Origin of the sequence: Euzebya pacifica, assembly GCF_003344865.1 — a bacterium.
Classification (GTDB): domain Bacteria; phylum Actinomycetota; class Nitriliruptoria; order Euzebyales; family Euzebyaceae; genus Euzebya; species Euzebya pacifica.
In genome coordinates, this window is record NZ_CP031166.1 from 469,758 (window position 1) to 490,969 (window position 21,212).

Here is a 21,212-nt window from a genome sequence, read left to right on the forward strand (position 1 = left end):
CGCCATGCGAGTGGAATGACCCGGTCATGTCCAAGGGGTATTCGACCAAGGCACCCACGCTCACTCTCGAGCCGCCGGGGCTTGACCCCGATGTGCCCCCGGACCCGCCCGTCGCGCCCGAACCAACCGCAGCGGACGACCTCGACGACCTGCTGAAGGCGGCCGACGAGCCGTTCGTCGAATCTGACCCGTCCGAGGACCCGGCTTTCATCGGCGAGGAGATGGACTGGCAGCCCGAGCAATGGGTGGATGCCGACTCCGTCGGAGCGGGATGGAGCAACTTTCCCGAGTCCGAACACCACGTCCTCGGCGGGGCGGGTGGCGTATCGGTCGTTGCCGACGCGGCCGCGGCCGGCAAGGTCATCACCGACCTTGCCGAGACCGAAGCGCTCCTGAACCTCCTGAATGCCTCGACGCTGCACCAGTCGGCACCGATCCCTGCTCAGGACGCGTTCGACCTGTTCAGCGACGACGGGGCCGACATCCTCGTCCCGGGCGGGTCGATCGACCCCGACCAGTTCGCCGACATCTATGAGGCCTGGACCGACGACTACACCCAGGTCCCAGAGCACACCAAGGCGCTCGCCGAGGCGTTCAAGAACTGGGTCACCGCCAAGAACGACCCGTCGTTGTCGCTCACGGAGAAGTTCGACGCGTTGAAGGAGTACGGGGAGACCTCCCGTGCGATCTTTGACCAGGCCGGGCTGGACACCAAGAGCGACGAATGGAAGGTCGTGATCGCCGAGTGCAAGACCTGGCTGACCGACCTCACTGCCAGCGACCGACTGCTCCTCGCCCACCACGCCGGCTTCATCCACCCGCTTCTCGCGTCAGGCACCAAGCCGGGGGATGAGAAGGCGTCGATCATCTACTGGCTCACCCCCGCCTACGAGCAGGATCACCCGTCCAAGGACAAGGTCCAAGCCAGCCAGTTGAAGAAGTACGCATCACTGGTCGATGGCACCTACCCCGACATCGACGGGGTCACCCTCGAAGACGTCGACGCCGACGACGCGCTCCATGCTGCCCCCAAGGCACCCGACGCAGCTCAGGCGCCCGGCGCGGTCATTGACCAGGCAGCCTTTGCCGACCTGCAGGCGCTGCACGCCATCGCGACGGCGGCGATCACCACCCACGACATCGTTGAGAAGCGCAACGCCGCACTTCGTCTGCGGTGGGCGCTCCACGACCCCGTGCTCGGCGAAGGCGTCACCCCAGAGTCCGTCGCCGCGCTCGCGCCTCCCGCGTACCTGTTGACCCACATCGGGGCCCCTCAGGTGCCGGTCATCTCCGAGATGGCCGGGATGGACGGCGATTTGCTGTATCACGTGGGCCAGTCCGACCTGAACAAGGTCGCCGACCCCTCCACGCCCGCGGACACGATTGCCGAGATCGTCCTCAAGGCCGACGCCAACAAGAAGCTCGTTGCCGCCGGCAAGGCGAAGTGGGCCGAAAGCGAGCAGTTGTGGGATGACGCCGTCGCGTCCAAGGCGTTGACGCCGTCGGAATGGGACACGATCGTTGCCGGCTGGAAGCACGGCAAGCAGGTCGCCACCCAGTTGTCGGACTCGATGTACTCCGCCGCTCCTGGCGCGATCGCGATCGTCAAGCCTCCGTCGGAGCAAGACCTCCGCGCAGGGCTGAAGAAGGTCGGCATCCCCGACCTCCGCGTCGTGGCCGAGCACACCGGGATGGAGCACACCGGCGCGCCTACCCCACGGTCGGCGTTGCAGAACTGGCTGATCGCGCAGGCTCATGGCAACACCGCCAAGATGGTCGCCGCCCAAAAGGCCGCGTCCGACAAGCACGCAGCCCCGGTGGTTCCGTCGCCTGCGCCCGTCGCCGCGCCCCTGGCCACGGGACCCGCGTCCAAGGTACCCAAGGCGGCCAAGCCGGCCGTGTCCTCGGCGTCGGCAGCCGGAGCGAAGGTCGTCGTGGCCTCGTGGGCCAAGGGTTTCGATGACCTCAGCGCCCTGCTGGACCATGCCACCAAGACCCACACCGACATCCCGGCGCGCGACGACGCCTACGTCGCCACGATGACGTTGACGTCCGCTCCGCAGAACGCCCCGTCCGGCGGGTCCCACACCCGAGTCGGTTTCGTCTGCGGGCAGGGACAGGCTTGGTTCGGCAAGCCTCACCCGAGCTCGGGTGGTCGGGCCCGCGCAATCACGGAGTCCACGGCCTCAGAGGCCAAGGCCGCACTTGGGTTGTCGGCCATCCCGGTGTACTACCGGCAGGTCGGTACCGCCCATCACGCGATGCAGCCGCTGCTGCAGGGAGCCAAGCCCCTCAGCCACAACCACAAGGACCTGTCCCAACACGACGTGGACACAATCGTCCGCCAGACCGTGGGCGACTGGCTTGTCGGTGAGCACGACGGCAAGGAGGACAACTGGTTGCGGACTGCGTCGGGCGGCCTGACCCGCTGCGACCTTGGTCAGGCCTTCAAGTTCTGGGGGTCCGACAAGCCGGCCCTGGACTGGGAAGGCAACGGCAACCACGGCACCAAGCTCATCAAGCAACTCCTGCAGGCCGACGTCAACGGGGGACTCGCTCCCGGCGTGCGGATCGACCCGACGGCCGCACTCGGGGTCATCGGCAAAGCGGAGGCCATCTCAGATGCGGAGTGGGCTGCCATTGTTCGTCCTGCTGCCGAGGCGGGCGTCAAGGCCGGCGATGACATCAAGTGGGTCGACAGGATGCGAAAGAAGGCCGCCAAGCGCCTGGGCGTCGCCGACTTCCAGGTCACCGACGACCAGGTCGTTGACGAGTTCATCAACGAGGCCAACAAGCGACGCAAGTCGGTCCGGGAGGACATGGCCGCGGCGTTCGAGGCCAAGGGATACGACGCATCGGTCCTACGGGCGCTGTGATTCTGGCCGGGAACTACCAGCAACCGGTCTCGTAGCCCTCGAGTCCACGCCTTGTCCGATTCGGCTCGGCCCGTGGCTGGCGACGGTCATCCCTCGGCCGGACGACCCGCCCGACTCGACGACCAACCGTCCCCGGGGCAACCCGGGTTCGGCCCCCGGAATGGCCACGGTGTCACCGATCCCGTTGGAGTCGTCCCGTGCCCGCAGCAGTCGCCAAGGTCTGCGCCCACCCCCTGGGTGCCGGCAAGTCGTGCACCAAGAAAACCAAGCATCCCACCGGCAAGTGCAACCACCACAAGGGGCTCTCGGCACCGGTGTCGACCAGCGGTGCGATCGTGTCGACCGCCGCAGTCTCCAACCCCATGGGGGCCAACCCCACTCAAGGAGCCGGGGTCGGCGGAACCGACGCGGTGGCATGGTTGCCGGCAGAAGGACCGCCGACGGGAGCCCCTCTGGGTGTCAGCGTCATGGTTGCCGACGGCGATGTGGAGGACTCCTCGGTCATTGCGATGAGGTACGCCTCGTCAAAGGCCAAGTCCGGCCATCGCGACATGCTGTACCTGAAGCTCACCCCTGAGGGCGAACAGAAGATGGTCGATGCCCTCGGCCTGTCAGGCACCAAGACCGTGGTCCAGACCAAGCAGGTCACCGAGATGGGCACCCATCCGGCCGACACCGACGGCATCCAGGGCCAGATCACCACCCTGGCCAAGAGCGTCAACGCCCGGATGAAGGCGGGAACCGACCGGTTCAGGTCCGATGAGTCGCCCACCAACACGCAGCGGCTACAGACGATCCGCGACACGTTGGAGGGGATGAAGTCGAAGGGCGCAGGCCCCCAGTTCGACGCCATGATCGCCCACTACCAGCAGTCGATCGACGAGATCGCCGTCTACCTCGACGATCCGTCCTACGAACCGGCCGCCTACGGCCAACCCGGCGGCAAGATCGGCATGCTGCACCCGTGGGAGGGCGAGGTCACCAAGACCATCGAGGAGCACGTCCAGGTTCCGATCGACTCCGACCTGTCCGCGGCGCTCCTGCCGACCGTGGAGGTAGAGGGCAAGCGTCCCTCGATCCAGAACAGCAACGGGACCGCCTCGTGGAACGGGTCGATGACCTCCGCGGACTGCCCGCCCAAGATGTGGCAGATCGACCTTGGTGACGGATACAAGGTGCTGTACTACCCCGACGCCGTGACGTCGGGATCGGGCAAGGCGTTCTCCCAGAAGCGCCGAATGACCGTGATCGCACCGACCAACGGGGACGCCGCCGGCGCGTTGGAACGACTCGACCGCCTCCACCTGTCCGGCACACCGATGACTGCGGCCGGTGCGGAGTACACCTACCTGGAACGCAACGCCTACGGCATGGGCATCCTTGAACACCCCGACGTGCAGGCCGCCCGTGTCGAAGCGGCCGACTACGGGGTCGCAACGGCCAAGGCGCAGGTGTGGGCCCGCAGGGAAGAAACCGTCGGGATGGGTCCCGACGAGCTCCGCGCGTGGCTGCGGTCCGTCCGGACCAAGGCCGAGGCCGATGTCCTCCCCGCACGCGCCAAGCGCCTGCGCGAAGGCGTCGCCAAGGCGCTCGGGTTCCCATCCGGCGCTGCGATGGCGGCCGACCCGACCTACGACCCGACCCCGAAGCGCTCGCAGGGCGGCATCTGGTTCGACCGGTTCCGGCAGGGACCGAACGGGCCGGACCCCCGCAAGGCCACGACCTCCTACCACGTCAGCATCACCGGTGGGTCCGCCACCGACATCGTCCGCAACGGCGGTGCGCTCGCGTCAACGGTCCGTCGGCGCCAGATGGGCATCAACGCCGGCAAGGGCATGTCGGAGGGTGCCGACATCAACTCCGGTGGCGCATCGGCGGTTTTCCTGCACTTCAAGCCCCAGTCCTACGGCAAACCGTCCGGCAGTTCCTACGGCAAGCCGGAAGTGGTGTGGAACGGCGCCCAGGCCCAGGCCCTGTCTCGCAGGACCGACTGGTACTTCACCACCGGGGACCACTTCGGTGCGACCAACCCCGACGACCACCACTTCCACGACGGGTTCCACCGCGACTTCGGCAAGCTTGGCTCCTACTCCGGCGAGATGATGATGGAGGGCACCGTGGGCCTGATCTCCCACCCGCCGACGTGGATCAAGACCGGTGGGCACGAGTCCCGCGAGTCCGTGATCGCGGAGTTCGCCAAGCTCGGGGTGACCGAGTTCCACGACGGTCGCAAGGTCGCCGACGTCGTGATCTGAGCGGTCGTGTCGCAGGCATCGGGCATCCTCTGGTCATGAGCACAAGCACCGGAATCAGTCCCGAACGGGCACTGGCCGTCCTCTCCGCCCTCGTGGTGGCAGGGGCGGAGATGGAGACGCGGACCATCGACCAGGGCGTAGCGTTCCTCGGCTCGTTGGCCCGCGACACCGCCGACATCGTCCCGGACCCAGACCATGGCTGGATGACGCTGACGCTGCGACCCCTCTATGGCACCGAGGGCGTCAACGACCGGGGGGTCCCGCAGTTCAACGACAACAGCCACTTGGAACGGTCGCTGGTCATCGAACGATTCGACCTGCTGGGTGGCGGCAACCTCGGCATGGCGCACGCGAAGAAGTTCGAGAACGGTCCCGACGGCACCTACAGCGTGATCCGTCCGGTATCGGACCAGACGCGTCGCCGACTCATCGATCTCTGGGACCAGTTCACCACCGGCACCCCGCTTGACACCCCCGCAGCCTAAGCGCTACGGTTGCTAGCAATTCATCTTCTACGAGTCGAGGCGGACGCCGCATGAGAACAGAGACCATCGCCCAGGACATCCTCCTCACGGTCATGGATGCAGCGGGCAACGCCGCCGTGCCCGTGCTCCTCTGGGGTCAACCGGGCACCGGCAAGACCTCCTTGGTCCGCACCATCGCCGAGGCCAACGACCTGCCCTTCCGCGCCATCGCCTGCTCCACCGTCGACCCCACTGACCTTGGCGGCTTCCCCGTCCCCTCCCCAGATGACAACGGCGGCGTGCGCATGCAGCCCCGCCAGTTCGCCATCGACCTCGCCACCGCCGGACGCGGACTGCTCTTCCTCGACGAACTCTCCACCGCCACCCCCGCCGTGCAGGCCGGCATGCTGAAGATCTGCTCCGAGCGGTTCGTCGGTGAGATCTACCTCCCCGACGCCGTCCGCATCGTCGCCGCCGCCAACCCCGCCGACCAGGCCGCCAACGGCTTCGAGCTGGAACCCCCGTCCTCCAACCGGTTCCTCCACCTCCCCTACACCCCCTCCATCGACGACTGGCTGACCGGCATGACCGTCGGCTGGGACAACGTCACCGACAAGCTCACCGCCACGACCACCACCACCGAGGCCCGCCGCCTCAAAGCCCTCTCCAAGGTCACCGGGTTCATCCGCAACCGCCGCACCCTCGCGCAGGCCTACCCCTCCGACGCCTCCAAGACCGGCGAGGCATGGCCGTCGCTGCGGACATGGGACTGGCTGCACAAGGTGCTTGCCTACCTCCCCGACGACAACTCCGACCGGTCGCTCGAATGCCGACGCGTCGCCACCATCGGACTGGTGGGCGAGGCCGCCGGCGTGGAGTTCCTCACATGGGAACGCACCCTCGACCTGCCCGACCCCGAGAAGGTCATCGCCGACCCGACCTCAGTGGACTGGAAAGCCATCCGCAACGACCGGCTCTACGCCATCCTCGGTGCCGTCACCGCCTTCGCCACCGAGAAGGCCATGTCCGACCCGCAGTCCGGTGCATGGAACGGCGCACTCGCGGTCATGGGCCACGCCGCCGACGCAAACAAGGGCGACGTCGTCATGCCCTTCCTCCGCAACCTCGTGACCGTCCGCAAGCAGGGCAACGCCAACGTCGCCATCGACCACAAGGTCATGGCCAAACTGGTCCCCCTCATCCGCGACGCCGGGATCATGTCCGACCTGCGCGGCAACTAGCCATGGGCGTGCTCGTCGACCACCAGACCCTGAGGGCACCAACAGAGGCGGAGGACTGGATCTACCGCATCGCCTCGATGCTGGCCGTCCAGCGCATGCCATACCTGGCCTCCATCGTCTACAACCTCCGGCCCGTCGCCGCACCCGGCCTCGGCACCATTGGGGTCGACCGCCGCTGGCGCGTCTACATCGACTTCGACAAGATCGAACTCGATCCCCGCGCCAACCAGCCCGCCAAGGGCAAGTGGAGCAAGTTCGAGTTCTCCGCCGTGCTGCTGCACGAGGCCAACCATGTCCTGCGCGACCACGCCAACCGCGGCGACCTCCACGGCGTCGGCCTGCCCGACAGGCTCGCGTGGAACATCGCCGGCGACGCCTGCATCAACGATGACCTCGACGAGTGCCTCGCCGGAAGCAACCTCGCGCTGCCCGCCGATGGCATCCGCTCCGCCTCACTCGGCCTCGACCCCGGCCAGACCACCGAGTGGTACTACGACAAGATCAAGGGCCAGTTCGCACCGCCGCCCTGCCCAGCGTGCGAGGCCGAGCAGCAGTCCGGCAACGACACAGGCGACAACTCCCCCGGCAGCGGCTCCGGCGGGGCCTCGGGGACTGCCAACGACAGCCACGGCACCCCAGCAAACACCGACGCCGACGGCGACGCCGATGGCGATGGCGAAGCCGGCGACGCCGAGCAGGGCGGGGGCGGCTCCGGCGGCACACCATCCCCCACCACGGCGCCGTCCGGCAGTGGGGCCTGCGAACACCAGACCGGCCCACCCGCCGGCTGCGGCTCCGGTGGCGGAGGCAAGCCGTTCCCCTGCGAAATCGACGGCGACGCCGGCGACGTCACCGACTCCGGCGTCAGCGCCCACGAGGCCGACCTCCTCCGCCGCGACGCCGCTATCCAGATCCGCAACCACCAGGGCGGCTCCGGCCAGGGCACCGTCCCCGCCGGCCTCAGCCGACTGGCCGAGGAGATACTTGCCCCGCCCAAGATCGACTGGCGCCGCCACCTGCGCGCCTCGGTCAAGTCAGGCCTGTCATGGGCCGCCGGCAAGGTCGACTACACCTACCGTCGCCCATCGAAGCGGACCCAACGAGGCGGCGTGATCCTGCCGTCGATGCAGATGCCCAAGCCCAAGGTCGTCACCGTCCTCGACACCTCCGGGTCAATGGGGTCCGATGACATCCAAGCTGCCCTCGCCGAAATCGACGGAATCTGCAAGAAAGCCGGTCTGCGCGGCGACGACCACAAGATCACCTACGTCGACGCGGCCGCCAGCGACCTCCAACGCGTCAACTCCGCCAAGGACATCGTCCTCACCGGCGGCGGCGGCACCGACATGCGCGTCGGCATCGACCTCGCACTGGAGGAACGCCCCCGACCGCACGTCGTGATCGTGATGACCGACGGGTACACGCCCTGGCCCGACACCCCGCCTCATGACTGCAAGGTCATCATCGTCATCATCCGCGAAGGCATCACCCCCGAGGACGTCGTGGACGCGGGCGGCCGAGCAGCTCTTGACCTGCCGGACTGGGCGATCGCAACCGCTGTCGACCCCACCGACGTCTGACCGGCCCGTGACCACTCACTCCACGGTCCCCGACACCGACGAGGTCGCCCACTCGCCGTCCCGTCTGCCCAGCGCCGCATGACCAGCCCGACGATCACCGACCTATTCTGCGGTGCCGGAGGCTCCAGCCTCGGTGCCACAGCCGCCGGCTACTCCGTCGACCTGGCGCTCAACCACTGGCCCACCGGCGTGGAGGTGCACCGCATCAACCACCCCGACACCAAGCACGAGGTGTGTGACGTGTCAGTCACCGACCCGCGGCGCTACCGGCCCACGGACGTCGCTTGGATGAGCCCCTCATGCGTCGGGCACAGCCGCGCCCGCGGAGCCCGCAAGGACACCGACCCGTCGACGGCGCTGACCGACGCGGAACGGGAGAAGCGATACGCCCACGAGCGGGCGCGCGCGACCATGTGGGACGTCCCCCGCTGGACAGAAGTCCATCGCTACAGGGCCGTCGTCGTCGAGAACGTCGTCGAAGCCACCAGCTGGCAGCTGTGGCCCGCCTGGTGGCAGGCCATGGAACTCCTCGGCTACACCGGCGAGGTCCTGTCGTTGAACTCCCAGTTCTTCGGTGCGACGCCACAGTCGCGGGACCGCATCTACGTGGTGTGGACCGCAGCGGGGGTCAACCGGCCCGACCTGACGTTCGCCCCAGCCGCCTGGTGCGCACCATGCGGCCGGATCGTCGGGGCGGCCCAGTCGTGGCGCAACGGCCGGACAGTCGGCCGGTACGCCCAGCAGTACCGCTACACCTGCCCCGAGTGCGCAACGCCGGTCAGGCCCGCCTACACCCCCGCATCCGCAGCAATCGACCTGTCGATCCCGCCCGGCATCATCGGCGAACGCGTCCGCCCGTTGGCCGCCGCGACCCGCGCCAGGATCGCTGCCGGCGTCGCCCGGTACGCCTCACGATCCGGAATCGCCCATGCCCCCGACCCGGCCTGCACCGTCGCGTCGCACCTGTGGGCGAGCCGCCACCGACCATCGGTGCCCCAAGCAGTGGACCCCGACGCGGCGGGTGACGCCCCAATCGCCGTCACCGGCAGCGGGCCCGCAGCCATCGTGATGCGCAACAACAAGGGCGGCGCGGAGATGTCGACCCCGTTGGACGAGCCACTACGGACCCTCACCACCGCCGGCCACCAGTCAGTGGTCACCATCCCACCGTCCCTGCACGGCGTGTCCCATCCCGGCGATGTCGACGTGGACGCCTGCGGCCTCCGGATGCTTGAACCCCACGAAGCGGCCGCCGGCATGGCCATGTCCGCACACCCCGACGGCCGCCCCTACGAACTGCTGGGCACCAAACGGGACCGGCTGCGATCGGTCGGCAACGCCGTCACCCCTCCGGTGGCCGCGGCACTACTGGAACGCATCCGCTCCGTACTCTGACCCGGGGCGGTCCGCCGGAATGGACCATCCATGAGCACCATCACCGTGGTCGCCGGGTTGCCCGGCACCGGAAAGTCCACCTTCGCGCGTGCGCTCGCCGATGCCACCGGCGCGGCGTTCCTGGACCGCGACACCCTCATGGACCCCATCGTCGACGCCGGTCTCGTCGCGGCCGGACACACCCCCGGTGCCCATCACACCGACACCTTCCTCACAACGTTCAACATGCCGGCCTACCGTGCCGCCGAGAACGTCGCCCGCGACATCGCCATCGGCGGCGTCGACGTGGTCCTGGTCGCCTGCTACACCCGGCAAGCCGCCGAAGGACGCGGCTGGTGGGACGACCTGTCCGGCCGGATGGCCGCAGTGGGGGCCGACACACGTCTGCTGTGGCTTGACCTGGACCGCGACGAGCACCGACGACGCCTCGACCGCCGCAACGCCCCACGCGACGCCGAGCGCAGCGGCCGTTCGTTCAACGCCTGGCACGCCCGGCAGAACACCACCGTCCCCGCCTACGCCTGCCGGATCCGCGCGTCGCTGGACACCCCCACCATGGTTGCGCTCGCCACCATGACCCGCGTGCCGTTGTCCCCCACCGGATGACCCCGGGGACGGCCGGGTCGGCCGCGCCGGTGACCCTCGGAGCATGACCACGAACTTGCGGCTCCCCGCGATCGAGATCGACCAGGGACGCGGACAGAGGGTCTACACCTTCGCCGTCGACGCCAAGCTCATCCCCTCCTTCGCCGCCATCCACCGGGCCGGACGCGCCGACGACGGCCGCACCCTTGTCGGCTACCAGCGACCCGAGGTCGTCAAGCACATCCGGGCCATCGCCGACTACATCGAGTCGGACCGGCCGATGATCCCCAACGCCCTCACCATCTCCTTCGACGCCACCGTCACCTTCGAACCCCACGACCTCAACGGACCGGTCGGCTATGCGCGTACCGGCGACCTGGTCGTCCCCATCCCCGCCGACCCGAACCTGCGCCCCGGCCACCTCGTGGACGGCCAGCAACGCACCGCCGCGGTCCGCGAGGCCGACGTCGACACGTTCCCTCTGGCCTGCTGTGCGTTCATCACCGGCAACGAAGCCGTCGCACGCGAACAGTTCCTGCTGGTCAACAACACCAAACCGTTGCCCAAGGGGCTCATCCACGAGCTGCTGCCGGGGACCACCACCAAGCTGCCCCGCGTGCTCGAGCGCAAGCGGTACCCCGCCGAACTCGTCGCCGAGCTCAACTTGCTGCCGTGGTCGCCGCTGCACGACCGGATTCGCACCGCAACCCGTCCCGACGGGTTCATCAAGGACAACTCCGTCCTGCGCATGCTGGAGAACTCCCTGACCGACGGTGCGCTGTACCGCTACCGGGACCCCCACACCGGCCAGGGCGACACCGACGCCATCATCGAGTTGGTCACCAACTTCTTCTCCGCCGTGGCCACCGTGTGGCCCAACGCCTGGGATGCACCGCCACGCAAGTCACGACTGGTCCACGGCGCCGGCATCATCGCCCTGGGCTTCCTGATGGACACCATCTGCGACATGGCGGCGGAGCCCGGCTCCATCCCCTCAACCAACCGGTTCACCGACGAGCTCCGCCGGGTCGCGCCCCACTGCGCCTGGATGTCAGGCCACTGGCGGTTCGGCACCGACCACGTGCGCGCGTGGAACGAGGTGCAGAACACCAGCAAGGACCAACAACTCCTCGCCAACCACCTGATCCGCCACTACATCGAAGCCGTCCGCGGCACACCCGCCTCTCAGATCCAGCCCAACGCCGCATAGACAGCGAAGACCACGCCGAACCCGGTGTGGTAGATCGAGATGCCGATCATGCCGACGAGCACCGTGGCGAGGAACCCCCGCATCGTCTTGCTCCGCCGCCCCTCAGCCATGTAGGCCAGCATCGCGATCAGTGCCACGACGTAGACGGCACGGACCACCAAACCAGTGCCCGCGCCGAACCGGCTCATCACCGAATCAACCAACGGGTTGAGCTCGGAGCCGACCTCGAGCCGGACCCACAGCCACGTGGCCAACGAGTCGTAGCAGGCAAGCACTGCCGCAAGCCACGCCCGACGGCGAATCGCGTTCCTTGGGACCAGCCGGTCAAGGAGGCTGCGCCCCCCCGACACGTCGGCGTTCGCAGCCGCGTTCGCAGTAGTCACGGCACCCATGCGCGAACACTACCCAACGCAACAGAAAGGCCCCACCAGATCACTTCTGGTGAGATGCCCTGTGCGGAACGTGACTCAGGCGCGACCGGTCACGACGATGAACCCAAGAGCCACCAGATGGACCAGCGTGATCATCGACAACCCGGCCGCCGCCACCAACATCACCCCGCGGAACCGCCGGTCACGCATCGCCCCGATCCTGATGACCAACAGCACCGCCAACGACCAGCCGGCCCGGACCGCCAACCCCACCCCGTCCCCGTAGGTGTCCATCATGGCCACCACCCACGGGTTGCCCTCCACTGCCAACCCCCTGCGCAGATACAGACCCGTGGCCGTGGAGTCCAGCACGATCATCGACGCCATCAGCAACGCCAACCCGTCGACGCGCCCCCGCGGCACCACCCGGTCGACCATCCGGCCGAACCTGACCTCCACCGCAGTCACCCACCCATGGACACGCGGGTGCCGCACCGCCAACCGCGCACGGTGCCGTCGCCGCATCGCCCGCAGCCACTCAGGATCACGCAGCCACGCCGGCAACGGCTGGGCGGACCCAGAGGCCACATCGTCGTTGGGACCACCCACCGACTCGTCAACGAACGACCGATCCGCTTCCGTCAACACACACCTCCGCGACCACGCCCGCCACAACCGGCAAGCCCCCCTCACGGTCGACGGCAACCCGCCCCGGGACACCCTCCCAGCGACAGTGACGTCCGCCCGACCCCATGACACAGGACCACCCGAAAATGCCCCACCCCGAACCACCACCCACCGGCAACAGCAACACCCCGCCCCGCCGCTACTCGCTCCTGGACAAGATCCTGTTCCTCTTCACCGGTCCCGCGTGAACAGGTTCGTTCGGCGTCACCCCCATGAACGACCATAGGGATCATGGCCTCCCGACGTCGCAGCCCCAAACGCAAGCCACCCGCCCGCACCTCAACCAAGCGGTCGACGGGCCGGGCGAAGGCAGCCCCCAAGGCCCCCCCGAAGCCCATCGACCCCGGCGGCCAGTACCTGCACGTCCTCGACGTCCCCTACGAAGCCCGACAGATCGCCTCCTTCTTCGGTGCCAAGTGGGACGCCGCACGCAGGGCCCACGTCTACGTCGGCGACACCCTCCCCACCGAACTGGGCCGGTTCAGGCCCGCGCCCCTGTCATGGGAAGCCCGCGTCGAGGAGGACGTCAACGGCGGTCGGGCCCGTGACATCGCCCCAAGCGAAAGCATCACCCTCCGCCCCCACCAGGCAGAAGCCGTCGCAGCGATCACCGCTGCTCACGACGCCGGACTCCCCGGCTTCCTCCTCGCCGACGACGTCGGACTCGGCAAGACCTACGAGGCTGCCGCCTCAATCCATGAACTCCCCGCGTCCCGACGCGACATCCTCGTGGTCTGCCCCAAGTCGGTCATCCCCGCATGGCGCCGATCGATCATGGCGCTCGGCACCGGCGGCCGCCGGTGGACCGTCATCAACCATGACGGGTTGAAGAAGCTCATCGAACCACCAAGGTCAGCCGCCACCGTCAAGAAGGCCAAGACGAAGAACAACCACATCGCCGACAGCGGAACCCCCATCGTCGACTGGGACGTCGTCATCCACGACGAGTCGCACGCCTACCGCAACCCCACCTCGATGCGGTCCCGCATCGCACGCAACCTCAGCGGCTTCGGCACCGGCACCACCGGCATCAGACAAGGCAACGCCTTCACCATCTGGGCCTCCGCCACCGCCGGCCAGAACCCGCTCGAACTCGTCTACCTCGCGCCACTCCTCACCGCCGTCACCGGCCAGGACGTCGCCGACCTCGAGGAGTTCCAGGTCTGGTGCACCGACATCGGCCTGTCCATCAGCCGCGGCGAGTTCGGCAAGTGGGTGTGGGACCGCAACCCCGACGACGTCGAGCTCATCCGGACCCTGCTGTTCGACCGCTACACCTCCCTGCGGCCACCCGCCGGAATCCGCCGCGTCCCCACCGACATCGCCGGATGGCCCGAACAGCAGCACATCCCCCACCCCGTCGAACTCGACGGCGACGACCGGCGCCTCTACGACGAGGCATGGACGGAGTTCCGCCGCGCAATGGACCTCGTCCAGCGCGGCAAGGACCCCAACGGTGGCCTCGCCGCCCAGACCCGCTTCCGCCAGAAGGCCAGCCTCCTCCGCGCAGACGGGACCGTGGAACAGACGCTCACCCTGCTGGACAGCGGCCGGCAGGTGTTCATCTCCTGCCAGTGGCTGGAGTCTTTGGAGGAGATCGCCGAGAGCCTGCGCGGCAAGCGCGTGAAGGTGGCGACCATCCACGGACAGATGGGCGAAGGGGAACGCGAGCAGAACCGGACCGCCTTCCAGACCGGTGCCGCGACCGTCATCGTGAGCACCGTCACCACCGGGATCAACCTGCAGCAGGGCGAGTCGGGCGGCAACGACGTCCCGCGCGCCACGATCCTCCATGACGTGCGCTGGTCGGCAATCGAGACTCACCAAAGCATGGGGCGCTGTCACCGCGACGGTCAGAACGCCATCGCGTACCTGACGTATGCGGTCGACACCGTGGAGGAGAAGATCATCGGAAGGATGGTCCAGCGCCTCGGTGACATGGCCGCCTGGCAGGGCGATGACGATGCCTCCATCGCGGAGATGGAAGCCCTCCTCACCGAGGCCGCAGCAGGCGGCATGGCCAAGGCCAGCTGAGGGCCACCGTCGCGGCTGCGGCAGAGCGCGGCCCGAACACGGAATGACGGGTGCATGAGCACCTGCCGACGAAGCACCGACACCGGCGCGTCCTGCACCCAACCGTCCAAGACCGGCGACTGCGGCCGCCACAACGGACCCGCTCAGGCCGCACCGGCCGTGTCGTCCTCAGCCGGGCTCGCCGCAGCGGCGACTGACCCGTTCGCAGGGTTCTCGCCGTTCGGGTCAGTGGGGCTGTCCAGCGACTGGGCCGACGACGAGTCGCCTCACCCGCTCACACCGGCGCAGGCCCGTGCGTGGCACAACCACATGTTCACGCCTGATATGGCGCATGCGTTCAGGCGGGTCGGCGTGCTGTCGCCGGGTCAGGCTTCGGCGTATGTGAGACGAGCCGGTGATGCTGGTTATGCGTTGGCTCACGCGCGGGGCCAGTGGAGTGGAGAACCATGCGAGATCGCCGGCAGGCGTGTCGGCGACGGCGTCCAGATGGCGATGTGGGCCCGGTACGGGTTCACCCCGGAGGAGTCGTCGCAGTGGCAGGCCGCAGGGATGGGCTATGCGGCACATCGAGGTCCGATGTCGGCTCGTGAGTGGAAGCGGGCCGGCTTCGAGCCGGAGGAAGCGGCCGCTTGGCTGGATGCCAATCGGATGATCCACCCGCGGCAGGCGACTGCGATGGCTCACTTCGGTGTGACTCCCGCGACCTACCAGGATGGCGACGAGCGGTTCGCGTTGGCCGAGTACGACCGGACCATGACCCGTGAGATGGACCCGGGCGGGGTGTGGGAACGACGGGCGGACTGGAGGGCCGCTGGGTTCGACGGTGACAAGGCGTCGTGGTTCGCCGACTACGGGGTCGGCCCGACCGAGGCGACCAAGTGGCGTGCCGTGGACTTGGTGCACACGTTCCAGGAGTGGCGGCAGCAGCGGTTCGGGCCGACCGAATCGGGGTCCTGGGCGAAGCTCGTGGGGATGCGCGGTTCCATCACCGCTCGGGACCTGCGCGACCTCGGCTGGACGCCGGAGGTAGCGGCCGAGCACATGGCAGGTCTGGACGACCATGGCAGGCAGGCGTTCCTCGAGCGGCCGTTCCACGTCCGGGACCGGGACTCTTCCCGGGTCTGAGGAGTTCCCGGGTCCGACGTTCGGAATGACGTTCGTGCAGCCACCCAAGAGGCGACACCAGCACCACACGAAAGCCGGCGAGATGACCATCCTCACCACCACCAACCAGATCGTCTGCGACGACCACGCCCTGTACGAGTGCGACACCTGCGTTGTCAACGAGGTCGCGATCGGCCTGGACGGCCCGGCGGCGATCCTGGACCTGCGTGACTTCGACCTGGCCGCCCTCACGGTGCCCGTCGACGTCATCGAGCTGCCGGCCCGCCGGACGCGCGAACTGTCCGCCGCCGCCTGACCGGCAAGAGACCTACCTGGCTGCACCGGACCGGTGTGTCGATTCGGCACACCGGTCCTGCCATGTCCGCACGCGGTGCTGTCGCACCCACCAACCACACTGGGCTCCCCCTATGACCGACCTTGCGATCCCCCCCGCCCACGCCCCGGCTGCTGTCCGGGCAGGAAGGCCGTTGAGCCTCGGCGGGCTGTTCTCCGGTATCGGCGGGTTCGAGCTGGCGTGGCGCAGGCAGGGCGGCAGGGTGGCGTGGATGTGCGAGATCGACCCGGACGCACGGGCCGTCCTGCGCCGTCGGTTCCCCGGGGTGCCGATCTACACCGACGTCCGCGACGTGGACCCGGCTGCCGTGGAGGCCGTTGACGTCCTCACGGGCGGAAGTCCCTGCACGACGTTCTCCGCAGCGGGGCTGCGCACCGGCATGGGTGGTGAATCGGGGCTGGTGATGGAGATGCTGCGCATCATCGACGGACTCGCGGCACGGGGACTGTCCGACGTGTTGTGGGAGAACGTCCCCAACGTGTTCAGCGTCACCAACGACGACGGTTCCGCAGTGTGGCCTCAGCTCGTGGCCGCGTTCCTCCACGGCTGCGAGGTGACCGGCCAGCAGGCCGATGACGTCGACTCGCAGTTTCCCGGCGACCGGACCGGAATCTGGTTCGCCGGCATCGCGACCACCACCGACCGGGCGCTGGCATGGCGGGTGCTCAACAGCCTTCACGTGGGCGTCCAGGTGCCACAGCGCCGCCGGCGTCTCTACGCCCATCTGGCCATCGGTGACGGGGCGCCGGAACGGGCCGTTGCGGGTCTGCTGAACGGCACTGCTGCTGCTGGCACCCGTAGCGACGATGGCCGGTGGGTGCCGCCGTTCGGCTCCCAGCTGGACCTGTTCGCCGACCAGAGGGCCAGCACGGTCTCGCTGCTCGGCGACGGGTCCGCTGACGCCTTGGTCGATGTGTCGGAGGGCCGTTGCGTGGCTGGCCCGGTAGCGGACGGGACCTTCTGCCCCGGCGGGCTCGCGGAGCACTCCCACCTGCACATCTCCGACCTGCACGACCGGGACGCCCCCGCCAGGTATCGGCTGTCGGCCAAGGGCCGTCTCGGGACGCTCCTTCGCGCCCTCCGTCGCGATGTGCCGATGGACCCGCTGCTCGCCGAAGCGCTCGCGCAGGGCATTCCGGAGGCAATAGGGCAGGACCTGTTCGACCGGTACGTCACCGAGGCGCGCAACGAAGCGGATCCTCCCACCCATTCCGAGGAGACACTTGCGGCGCTGGCCGCGGTCGACTACCCGGAGGGCGAGGTCACCGCGACGGTCCACTTCCGGTTGAAGGAGTTCGGCTACTACGTCGACTCGCCGTTCTCCGCCACCCTGCTGGCGCGCGACTACAAGGGCGGGACCGATGTCGTGGTCGAGGTGATCGGGGCGGACGCCGGCCCCCCGGCACCCCTGTCGGTGACCCTCTCGGCGGTGGAGAAGGACCTTCCGACGCTGTTCGGTGAACCCGTGCGCGACGGGATGTCGCCCTCGGTGCCGCCGCCGGCCCCCCGGTTCCGGTGCCGTCGGCTGACACCACCCGAGACGGCCGCCTTGCAGGGGTTCCCTGACGTCGTGTCGGTGCCGACTGAGGAACTGACCACTGAGCAGTTCATCGACATCGCGTTGTGGAGTGGGATGGTTCGTGTCGTCACGGGGGTTCCGTGGCGGTTCCGGGACGCGTCGGGGTTCCCGTTGCCGAACGCTGAACGGCTGGACGGCACGGTGTCATTCGATCTGGGCGGAGCGGTTGTGAAGCTTGACGCGGCAGCATTCGCCGACCCTGCGGGCCACGATCTGGAGATCGACGGTGCCGGCCTGTGGGAGGTCGTCCCGCCGGCGTGGAGCACCATCCCGCGGGGAGTTCCCCGTGCGGACTGGAACGCGGCGATGACGACTGCGTCGGCACGGTTCAAGGCGACCGGCAACGCAGTCTCCGCCAACGTCGTCGAGTGGGCCTTCGCGCGCATCCTCGCGCCGACCTAGCCGCCGACGCAATTAAGTGCTATGATTACGAGCACTATGGTTACGGACCTCGCGGAACTCGTTCAGCGTCTCACAGGCGCCACCCCGGAGGCCGCGCTGAACGCCGTCGCCGGACGCCAGGACCATTCCGCCCCATGGGCCAAGGTCCTGAGGCACGGGTGGGATGCAGCCGAACGGCACGACGACCCCACTGTCGACGACGACCCCTTCGCCGACCTCGGGGACAACTGGTGACCGCAGCACTGTTCGACCTCGGCATCAGGCTACGCGCCGCCGACACCGGCCGGATCCAACCACGCCTCGCCCAGACCCCCTGGTTCCCGGCCGGCGACCCGATCGCCGTTCTGGTCCAGGGCCACCGGGTCACCGTCCACCCGGCAGGCGGCGCACCCCGGCACGCCGACGGCAACGACGGCATCGCGCTGCTCACCGAGCCCTACGAACGACTCGTCAACTCCCCCGCCGACGCACCGCCACGGTGGCCAACACTCATCGTCAGGTCCTCCACCGACCTCGACGCCCTGCACCGCCTGGCCCGACAGGTCCCCTTCGACCACCCCGCCCGCCCGGTCGGCGCCCTCGTCGACTGGTGGAGTCAGCGCAGCGAACACCCTGGCAGCAACGCCGTGGTGACCGCCATCGAGCACTGCCGGACCCGGTGGGCCACCGGCCAGCCACCCGAGGACGAGAACGAACTCTCCACTTGGCTCCGCTGGCTCGGCATCGACGCACCCGGACCGACCTCGGCCCTGCTCGCCGTCGCCGACCGACTGTGGGACGGCGAACGCAACCCGATCCTCGAACGCGTCGCCTACCCGGCACCGCACGCCGAACGCCTGCTGGACGAAGCACAACAAGCGTTCACCGACGCCCTCAACACCACACCACCCGTCGCCCCCAAGGAACTCGACAGGCTCCAGAAGCGCATCGACAAGGCCACCGAACGGCTCACCGCCGCGCGGACCCGAGGGTCCTACGACGACGAGGCCGCGGCCGAGCTCCGCGACCGGCACACCGACGGGATCCGCTGGACCACCAACGACACCCCCGTCACCGCCGCCATCGGGATGGCAAGCCGCGAAGGTGCCGAATCTGGCTGGGAACGCTGCCTGATGCACGACCCCATCGGCCACCAACGGGCCCGCTACTCCGGCAAGGTAATGCACGGAACGATCAGCACCGGCTTCAACGACGGCGTGATGTCGATGACCACGACCGACAACTGCCGCTACCGCCCCGGGGACACCATCGCCCTCACCGTCACCGGCCTGGACGGCACCGCCCACACCACCAACGCCGAGGTGATGGGACTCGCGGTCAACCGGGCCGGCCTCACCATCCACTTCCGGCCAACCGGCAGACGCAAGTGGCACGACGACGTGGCGGCCGGCTGGCCCGTCGTCGCCGAACCCGGACGCAGCGGCATCGGTTCACCCGACCGCGACCTCATCGCACGCAACTACAACGCCGCCGGCTGGACCGTCGACCCTGCCGCCGACATCCCGCAGGTCCGCCGCATGGACATGACACTCATCGGCCTGCTCACCATCGCCAACCCCGTGGGGGATCCGGCATGATCAATGTCCGCCAGTTGTCTCTCGACCCCGTCGACGCCCCGGCCAACGACCGCGGCGAACCCCACACCTCCGCTCCGGCCGATGCCTCCCTGCCCGACCGGCTTCCGCCACTCATTGACGGCGACGTCGCGGTCAAGACCCTCGCGTCCGCATGGGCCGGCGACCCCCTGACGATGGTCCAGTCGCCCCCGGGGGCGGGCAAGTCGACCCTGCTGGCCACCGTCGCGTCCCACTTGCAGGTCCGCGGTGGGTTCGTCGTCGGCATTGCGGCTCAGCGCACCAACCAAGCGATCGACCTGGCCAACAAGCTCGCCCGGCTCGCGCCCGCTGCCGACACCGTCTACGTCGGCCCGTCCAGCGGCAAGCGGCCACGCGACCTCGAGGACGGCGTCCCGCACCTGCGGCACATCAAACCACCCGACGATATGGCGAACGGTTTGATCATCGTGGCCACGTCGGCGAAGTGGGCCCATGTCCCCGCCGGCAACTTCCGGGCCGACATGCTTCTGGTCGACGAGGCCTGGCAGCTCCGCTACGCCGACTGGGGACGGATCGCCCACGTGGCCGACCAGTACGTCCTTGTCGGCGATCCCGGCCAGATCGCCCCGGTCGTCACCTGCACCACCCGCCGGTGGACCTCCCCCACCGGCCCCCAGGTGCCCGCACCGATCGCCATCCGCCACCTCCGCGCGACCGACGACCCGGCCACGAGCCCCGTGACCGAGTACACCCTTCCCAACACCCGCCGGTGCGGGCCCGCCACCGCCGCAGTCCTCGCGCCGCTGTACCCCTTCCCTTTCGGGTCGGCACGCCACGACCGCACCCTCCTCATCGACGGTGCCCCGGCAGAGGAGTTCGCCCGCGTCTCCGTGGACTCCAACTCCGCCTCCCGCAGCGACCGGCAGGTGGCCGCCGCGATCGCCGAACGCGTCGCCGAGCTGTTGCGCGTCGGCGCCTACCGTGACGAACGCGGCAACGTCAGGCCCCTCAGGCCCGATGACATCGGTGTGCTCACCGGCCACGTCGACCAGACCAATGCCGTGCGATCCCACCTGTCGGGTCTTGTCGACGGCGCCGATGAGGTCACCGTTGACACCGCCGACGCCATCCAGGGCTCGGAGTTCCTCGTGGCCCTCGCCTGGTCACCCGTTGCCTGCAAGGCCGCCCTCAACGACTTCGACCTCGACACGGGGCGGCTGTGCGTGATGCTGAGCCGCCACGTCACCCACTGCGTGTGGTTCGACCGCACCGACACCTCCGCGCGGCTCACCGACGCCGGGGCCGACTCGATGCTGTACCGCGACGTCCTCGGACGTCTCGACGCCACCATCGGGTCCCGCATCGCCGCGTGACCCCGGGGCCGGGCACCCGCCCGGCCCGTCGGCCACCCCAAAACCCGTGGCCACGCCTGCCCCGGGAGTCCGGTCAGGACGTCCGGAATGGCCTGTGCACGCCACGGCGACGCGGCCCGGTCGCACCCGGATGCAACCCTGCATC

Annotated in this window: 17 protein-coding genes; 15 read left to right on the plus strand and 2 right to left on the minus strand. The window is 68.8% G+C overall.

Going from position 1 to position 21,212, the window contains the following annotated elements; all coding sequences use genetic code 11:
• Positions 1-26: 26 nt before the first annotated feature.
• From DVS28_RS27570 to dbpB, 8 genes are all read left to right on the plus strand, one after another.
• The gene (locus DVS28_RS27570; protein WP_114594843.1) at positions 27-2,876 is read left to right on the plus strand and encodes a hypothetical protein; all 2,850 of its coding nucleotides are present in this window, start codon (positions 27-29) and stop codon (positions 2,874-2,876) included.
• A gap of 197 nt (positions 2,877-3,073) precedes the next feature.
• On the plus strand, positions 3,074-5,131 hold the full coding sequence (locus tag DVS28_RS27580) for a hypothetical protein (RefSeq protein ID WP_164711202.1): 2,058 nt from the start codon (positions 3,074-3,076) through the stop codon (positions 5,129-5,131).
• 35 nt (positions 5,132-5,166) lie between these two features.
• Positions 5,167-5,616 (plus strand): hypothetical protein, encoded by a 450-nt coding sequence (locus DVS28_RS27585; RefSeq protein WP_114594846.1) that lies wholly within the window; start codon positions 5,167-5,169, stop codon positions 5,614-5,616.
• A 50-nt stretch (positions 5,617-5,666) separates the two neighbouring features.
• On the plus strand, positions 5,667-6,836 hold the full coding sequence (locus DVS28_RS27590) for an AAA family ATPase (protein ID WP_114594847.1): 1,170 nt from the start codon (positions 5,667-5,669) through the stop codon (positions 6,834-6,836).
• A gap of 2 nt (positions 6,837-6,838) precedes the next feature.
• Positions 6,839-8,416 carry a vWA domain-containing protein gene (locus DVS28_RS27595; RefSeq protein ID WP_164711203.1) on the plus strand — a complete coding sequence of 526 codons (1,578 nt, stop codon included), beginning with the start codon at positions 6,839-6,841 and terminating at the stop codon, positions 8,414-8,416.
• A 78-nt stretch (positions 8,417-8,494) separates the two neighbouring features.
• Positions 8,495-9,811 (plus strand): DNA cytosine methyltransferase, encoded by a 1,317-nt coding sequence (locus DVS28_RS27600; protein ID WP_114594849.1) that lies wholly within the window; start codon positions 8,495-8,497, stop codon positions 9,809-9,811.
• A 30-nt stretch (positions 9,812-9,841) separates the two neighbouring features.
• Complete coding sequence (locus DVS28_RS27605; protein WP_114594850.1) at positions 9,842-10,417, plus strand: P-loop nucleotide/nucleoside kinase family protein; 576 nt, start codon at positions 9,842-9,844, stop codon at positions 10,415-10,417.
• A 43-nt stretch (positions 10,418-10,460) separates the two neighbouring features.
• A complete protein-coding gene (gene dbpB / locus DVS28_RS27610) occupies positions 10,461-11,606 on the plus strand; it encodes a DGQHR domain-containing protein DpdB (protein ID WP_114594851.1) in 1,146 nt (381 codons plus the stop codon).
• Here dbpB and DVS28_RS27615 read toward each other — a convergent pair.
• A complete protein-coding gene (locus DVS28_RS27615) occupies positions 11,582-11,989 on the minus strand; it encodes a DUF5658 family protein (RefSeq protein ID WP_216826633.1) in 408 nt (135 codons plus the stop codon). The two genes, dbpB and DVS28_RS27615, sit on opposite strands and share 25 nt — an antisense overlap.
• A gap of 84 nt (positions 11,990-12,073) precedes the next feature.
• Positions 12,074-12,436, minus strand: coding sequence for a DUF5658 family protein (locus DVS28_RS27620; RefSeq protein WP_164711205.1), 363 nt, complete (start codon positions 12,434-12,436; stop codon positions 12,074-12,076).
• Positions 12,437-12,895: 459 nt separating this feature from the next.
• On the opposite strand from DVS28_RS27620, the gene DVS28_RS27625 reads away from it, so the two are divergent.
• The 7 genes from DVS28_RS27625 (at position 12,896) to DVS28_RS27655 (ending at position 21,067) form a co-directional block, all read left to right on the plus strand.
• Positions 12,896-14,698 (plus strand): helicase-related protein, encoded by a 1,803-nt coding sequence (locus tag DVS28_RS27625; RefSeq protein WP_114594854.1) that lies wholly within the window; start codon positions 12,896-12,898, stop codon positions 14,696-14,698.
• Positions 14,699-15,184: 486 nt separating this feature from the next.
• Positions 15,185-15,823 carry a hypothetical protein gene (locus DVS28_RS27630; RefSeq protein WP_164711206.1) on the plus strand — a complete coding sequence of 213 codons (639 nt, stop codon included), beginning with the start codon at positions 15,185-15,187 and terminating at the stop codon, positions 15,821-15,823.
• Between the two features lie 82 nt (positions 15,824-15,905).
• Positions 15,906-16,118 (plus strand): hypothetical protein, encoded by a 213-nt coding sequence (locus DVS28_RS27635; RefSeq protein ID WP_164711207.1) that lies wholly within the window; start codon positions 15,906-15,908, stop codon positions 16,116-16,118.
• A gap of 112 nt (positions 16,119-16,230) precedes the next feature.
• Positions 16,231-18,138 carry a DNA cytosine methyltransferase gene (locus DVS28_RS27640; RefSeq protein WP_114594857.1) on the plus strand — a complete coding sequence of 636 codons (1,908 nt, stop codon included), beginning with the start codon at positions 16,231-16,233 and terminating at the stop codon, positions 18,136-18,138.
• Positions 18,139-18,174: 36 nt separating this feature from the next.
• Positions 18,175-18,372, plus strand: coding sequence for a hypothetical protein (locus DVS28_RS27645; RefSeq protein WP_114594858.1), 198 nt, complete (start codon positions 18,175-18,177; stop codon positions 18,370-18,372).
• Positions 18,369-19,715: a hypothetical protein gene (locus tag DVS28_RS27650; protein ID WP_114594859.1), complete on the plus strand. Its 1,347-nt coding sequence runs from the start codon at positions 18,369-18,371 to the stop codon at positions 19,713-19,715. The genes DVS28_RS27645 and DVS28_RS27650 overlap by 4 nt, the downstream gene beginning before the upstream one ends.
• The gene (locus DVS28_RS27655; protein ID WP_114594860.1) at positions 19,712-21,067 is read left to right on the plus strand and encodes an AAA family ATPase; all 1,356 of its coding nucleotides are present in this window, start codon (positions 19,712-19,714) and stop codon (positions 21,065-21,067) included. The genes DVS28_RS27650 and DVS28_RS27655 overlap by 4 nt, the downstream gene beginning before the upstream one ends.
• Positions 21,068-21,212 lie beyond the last annotated feature (145 nt).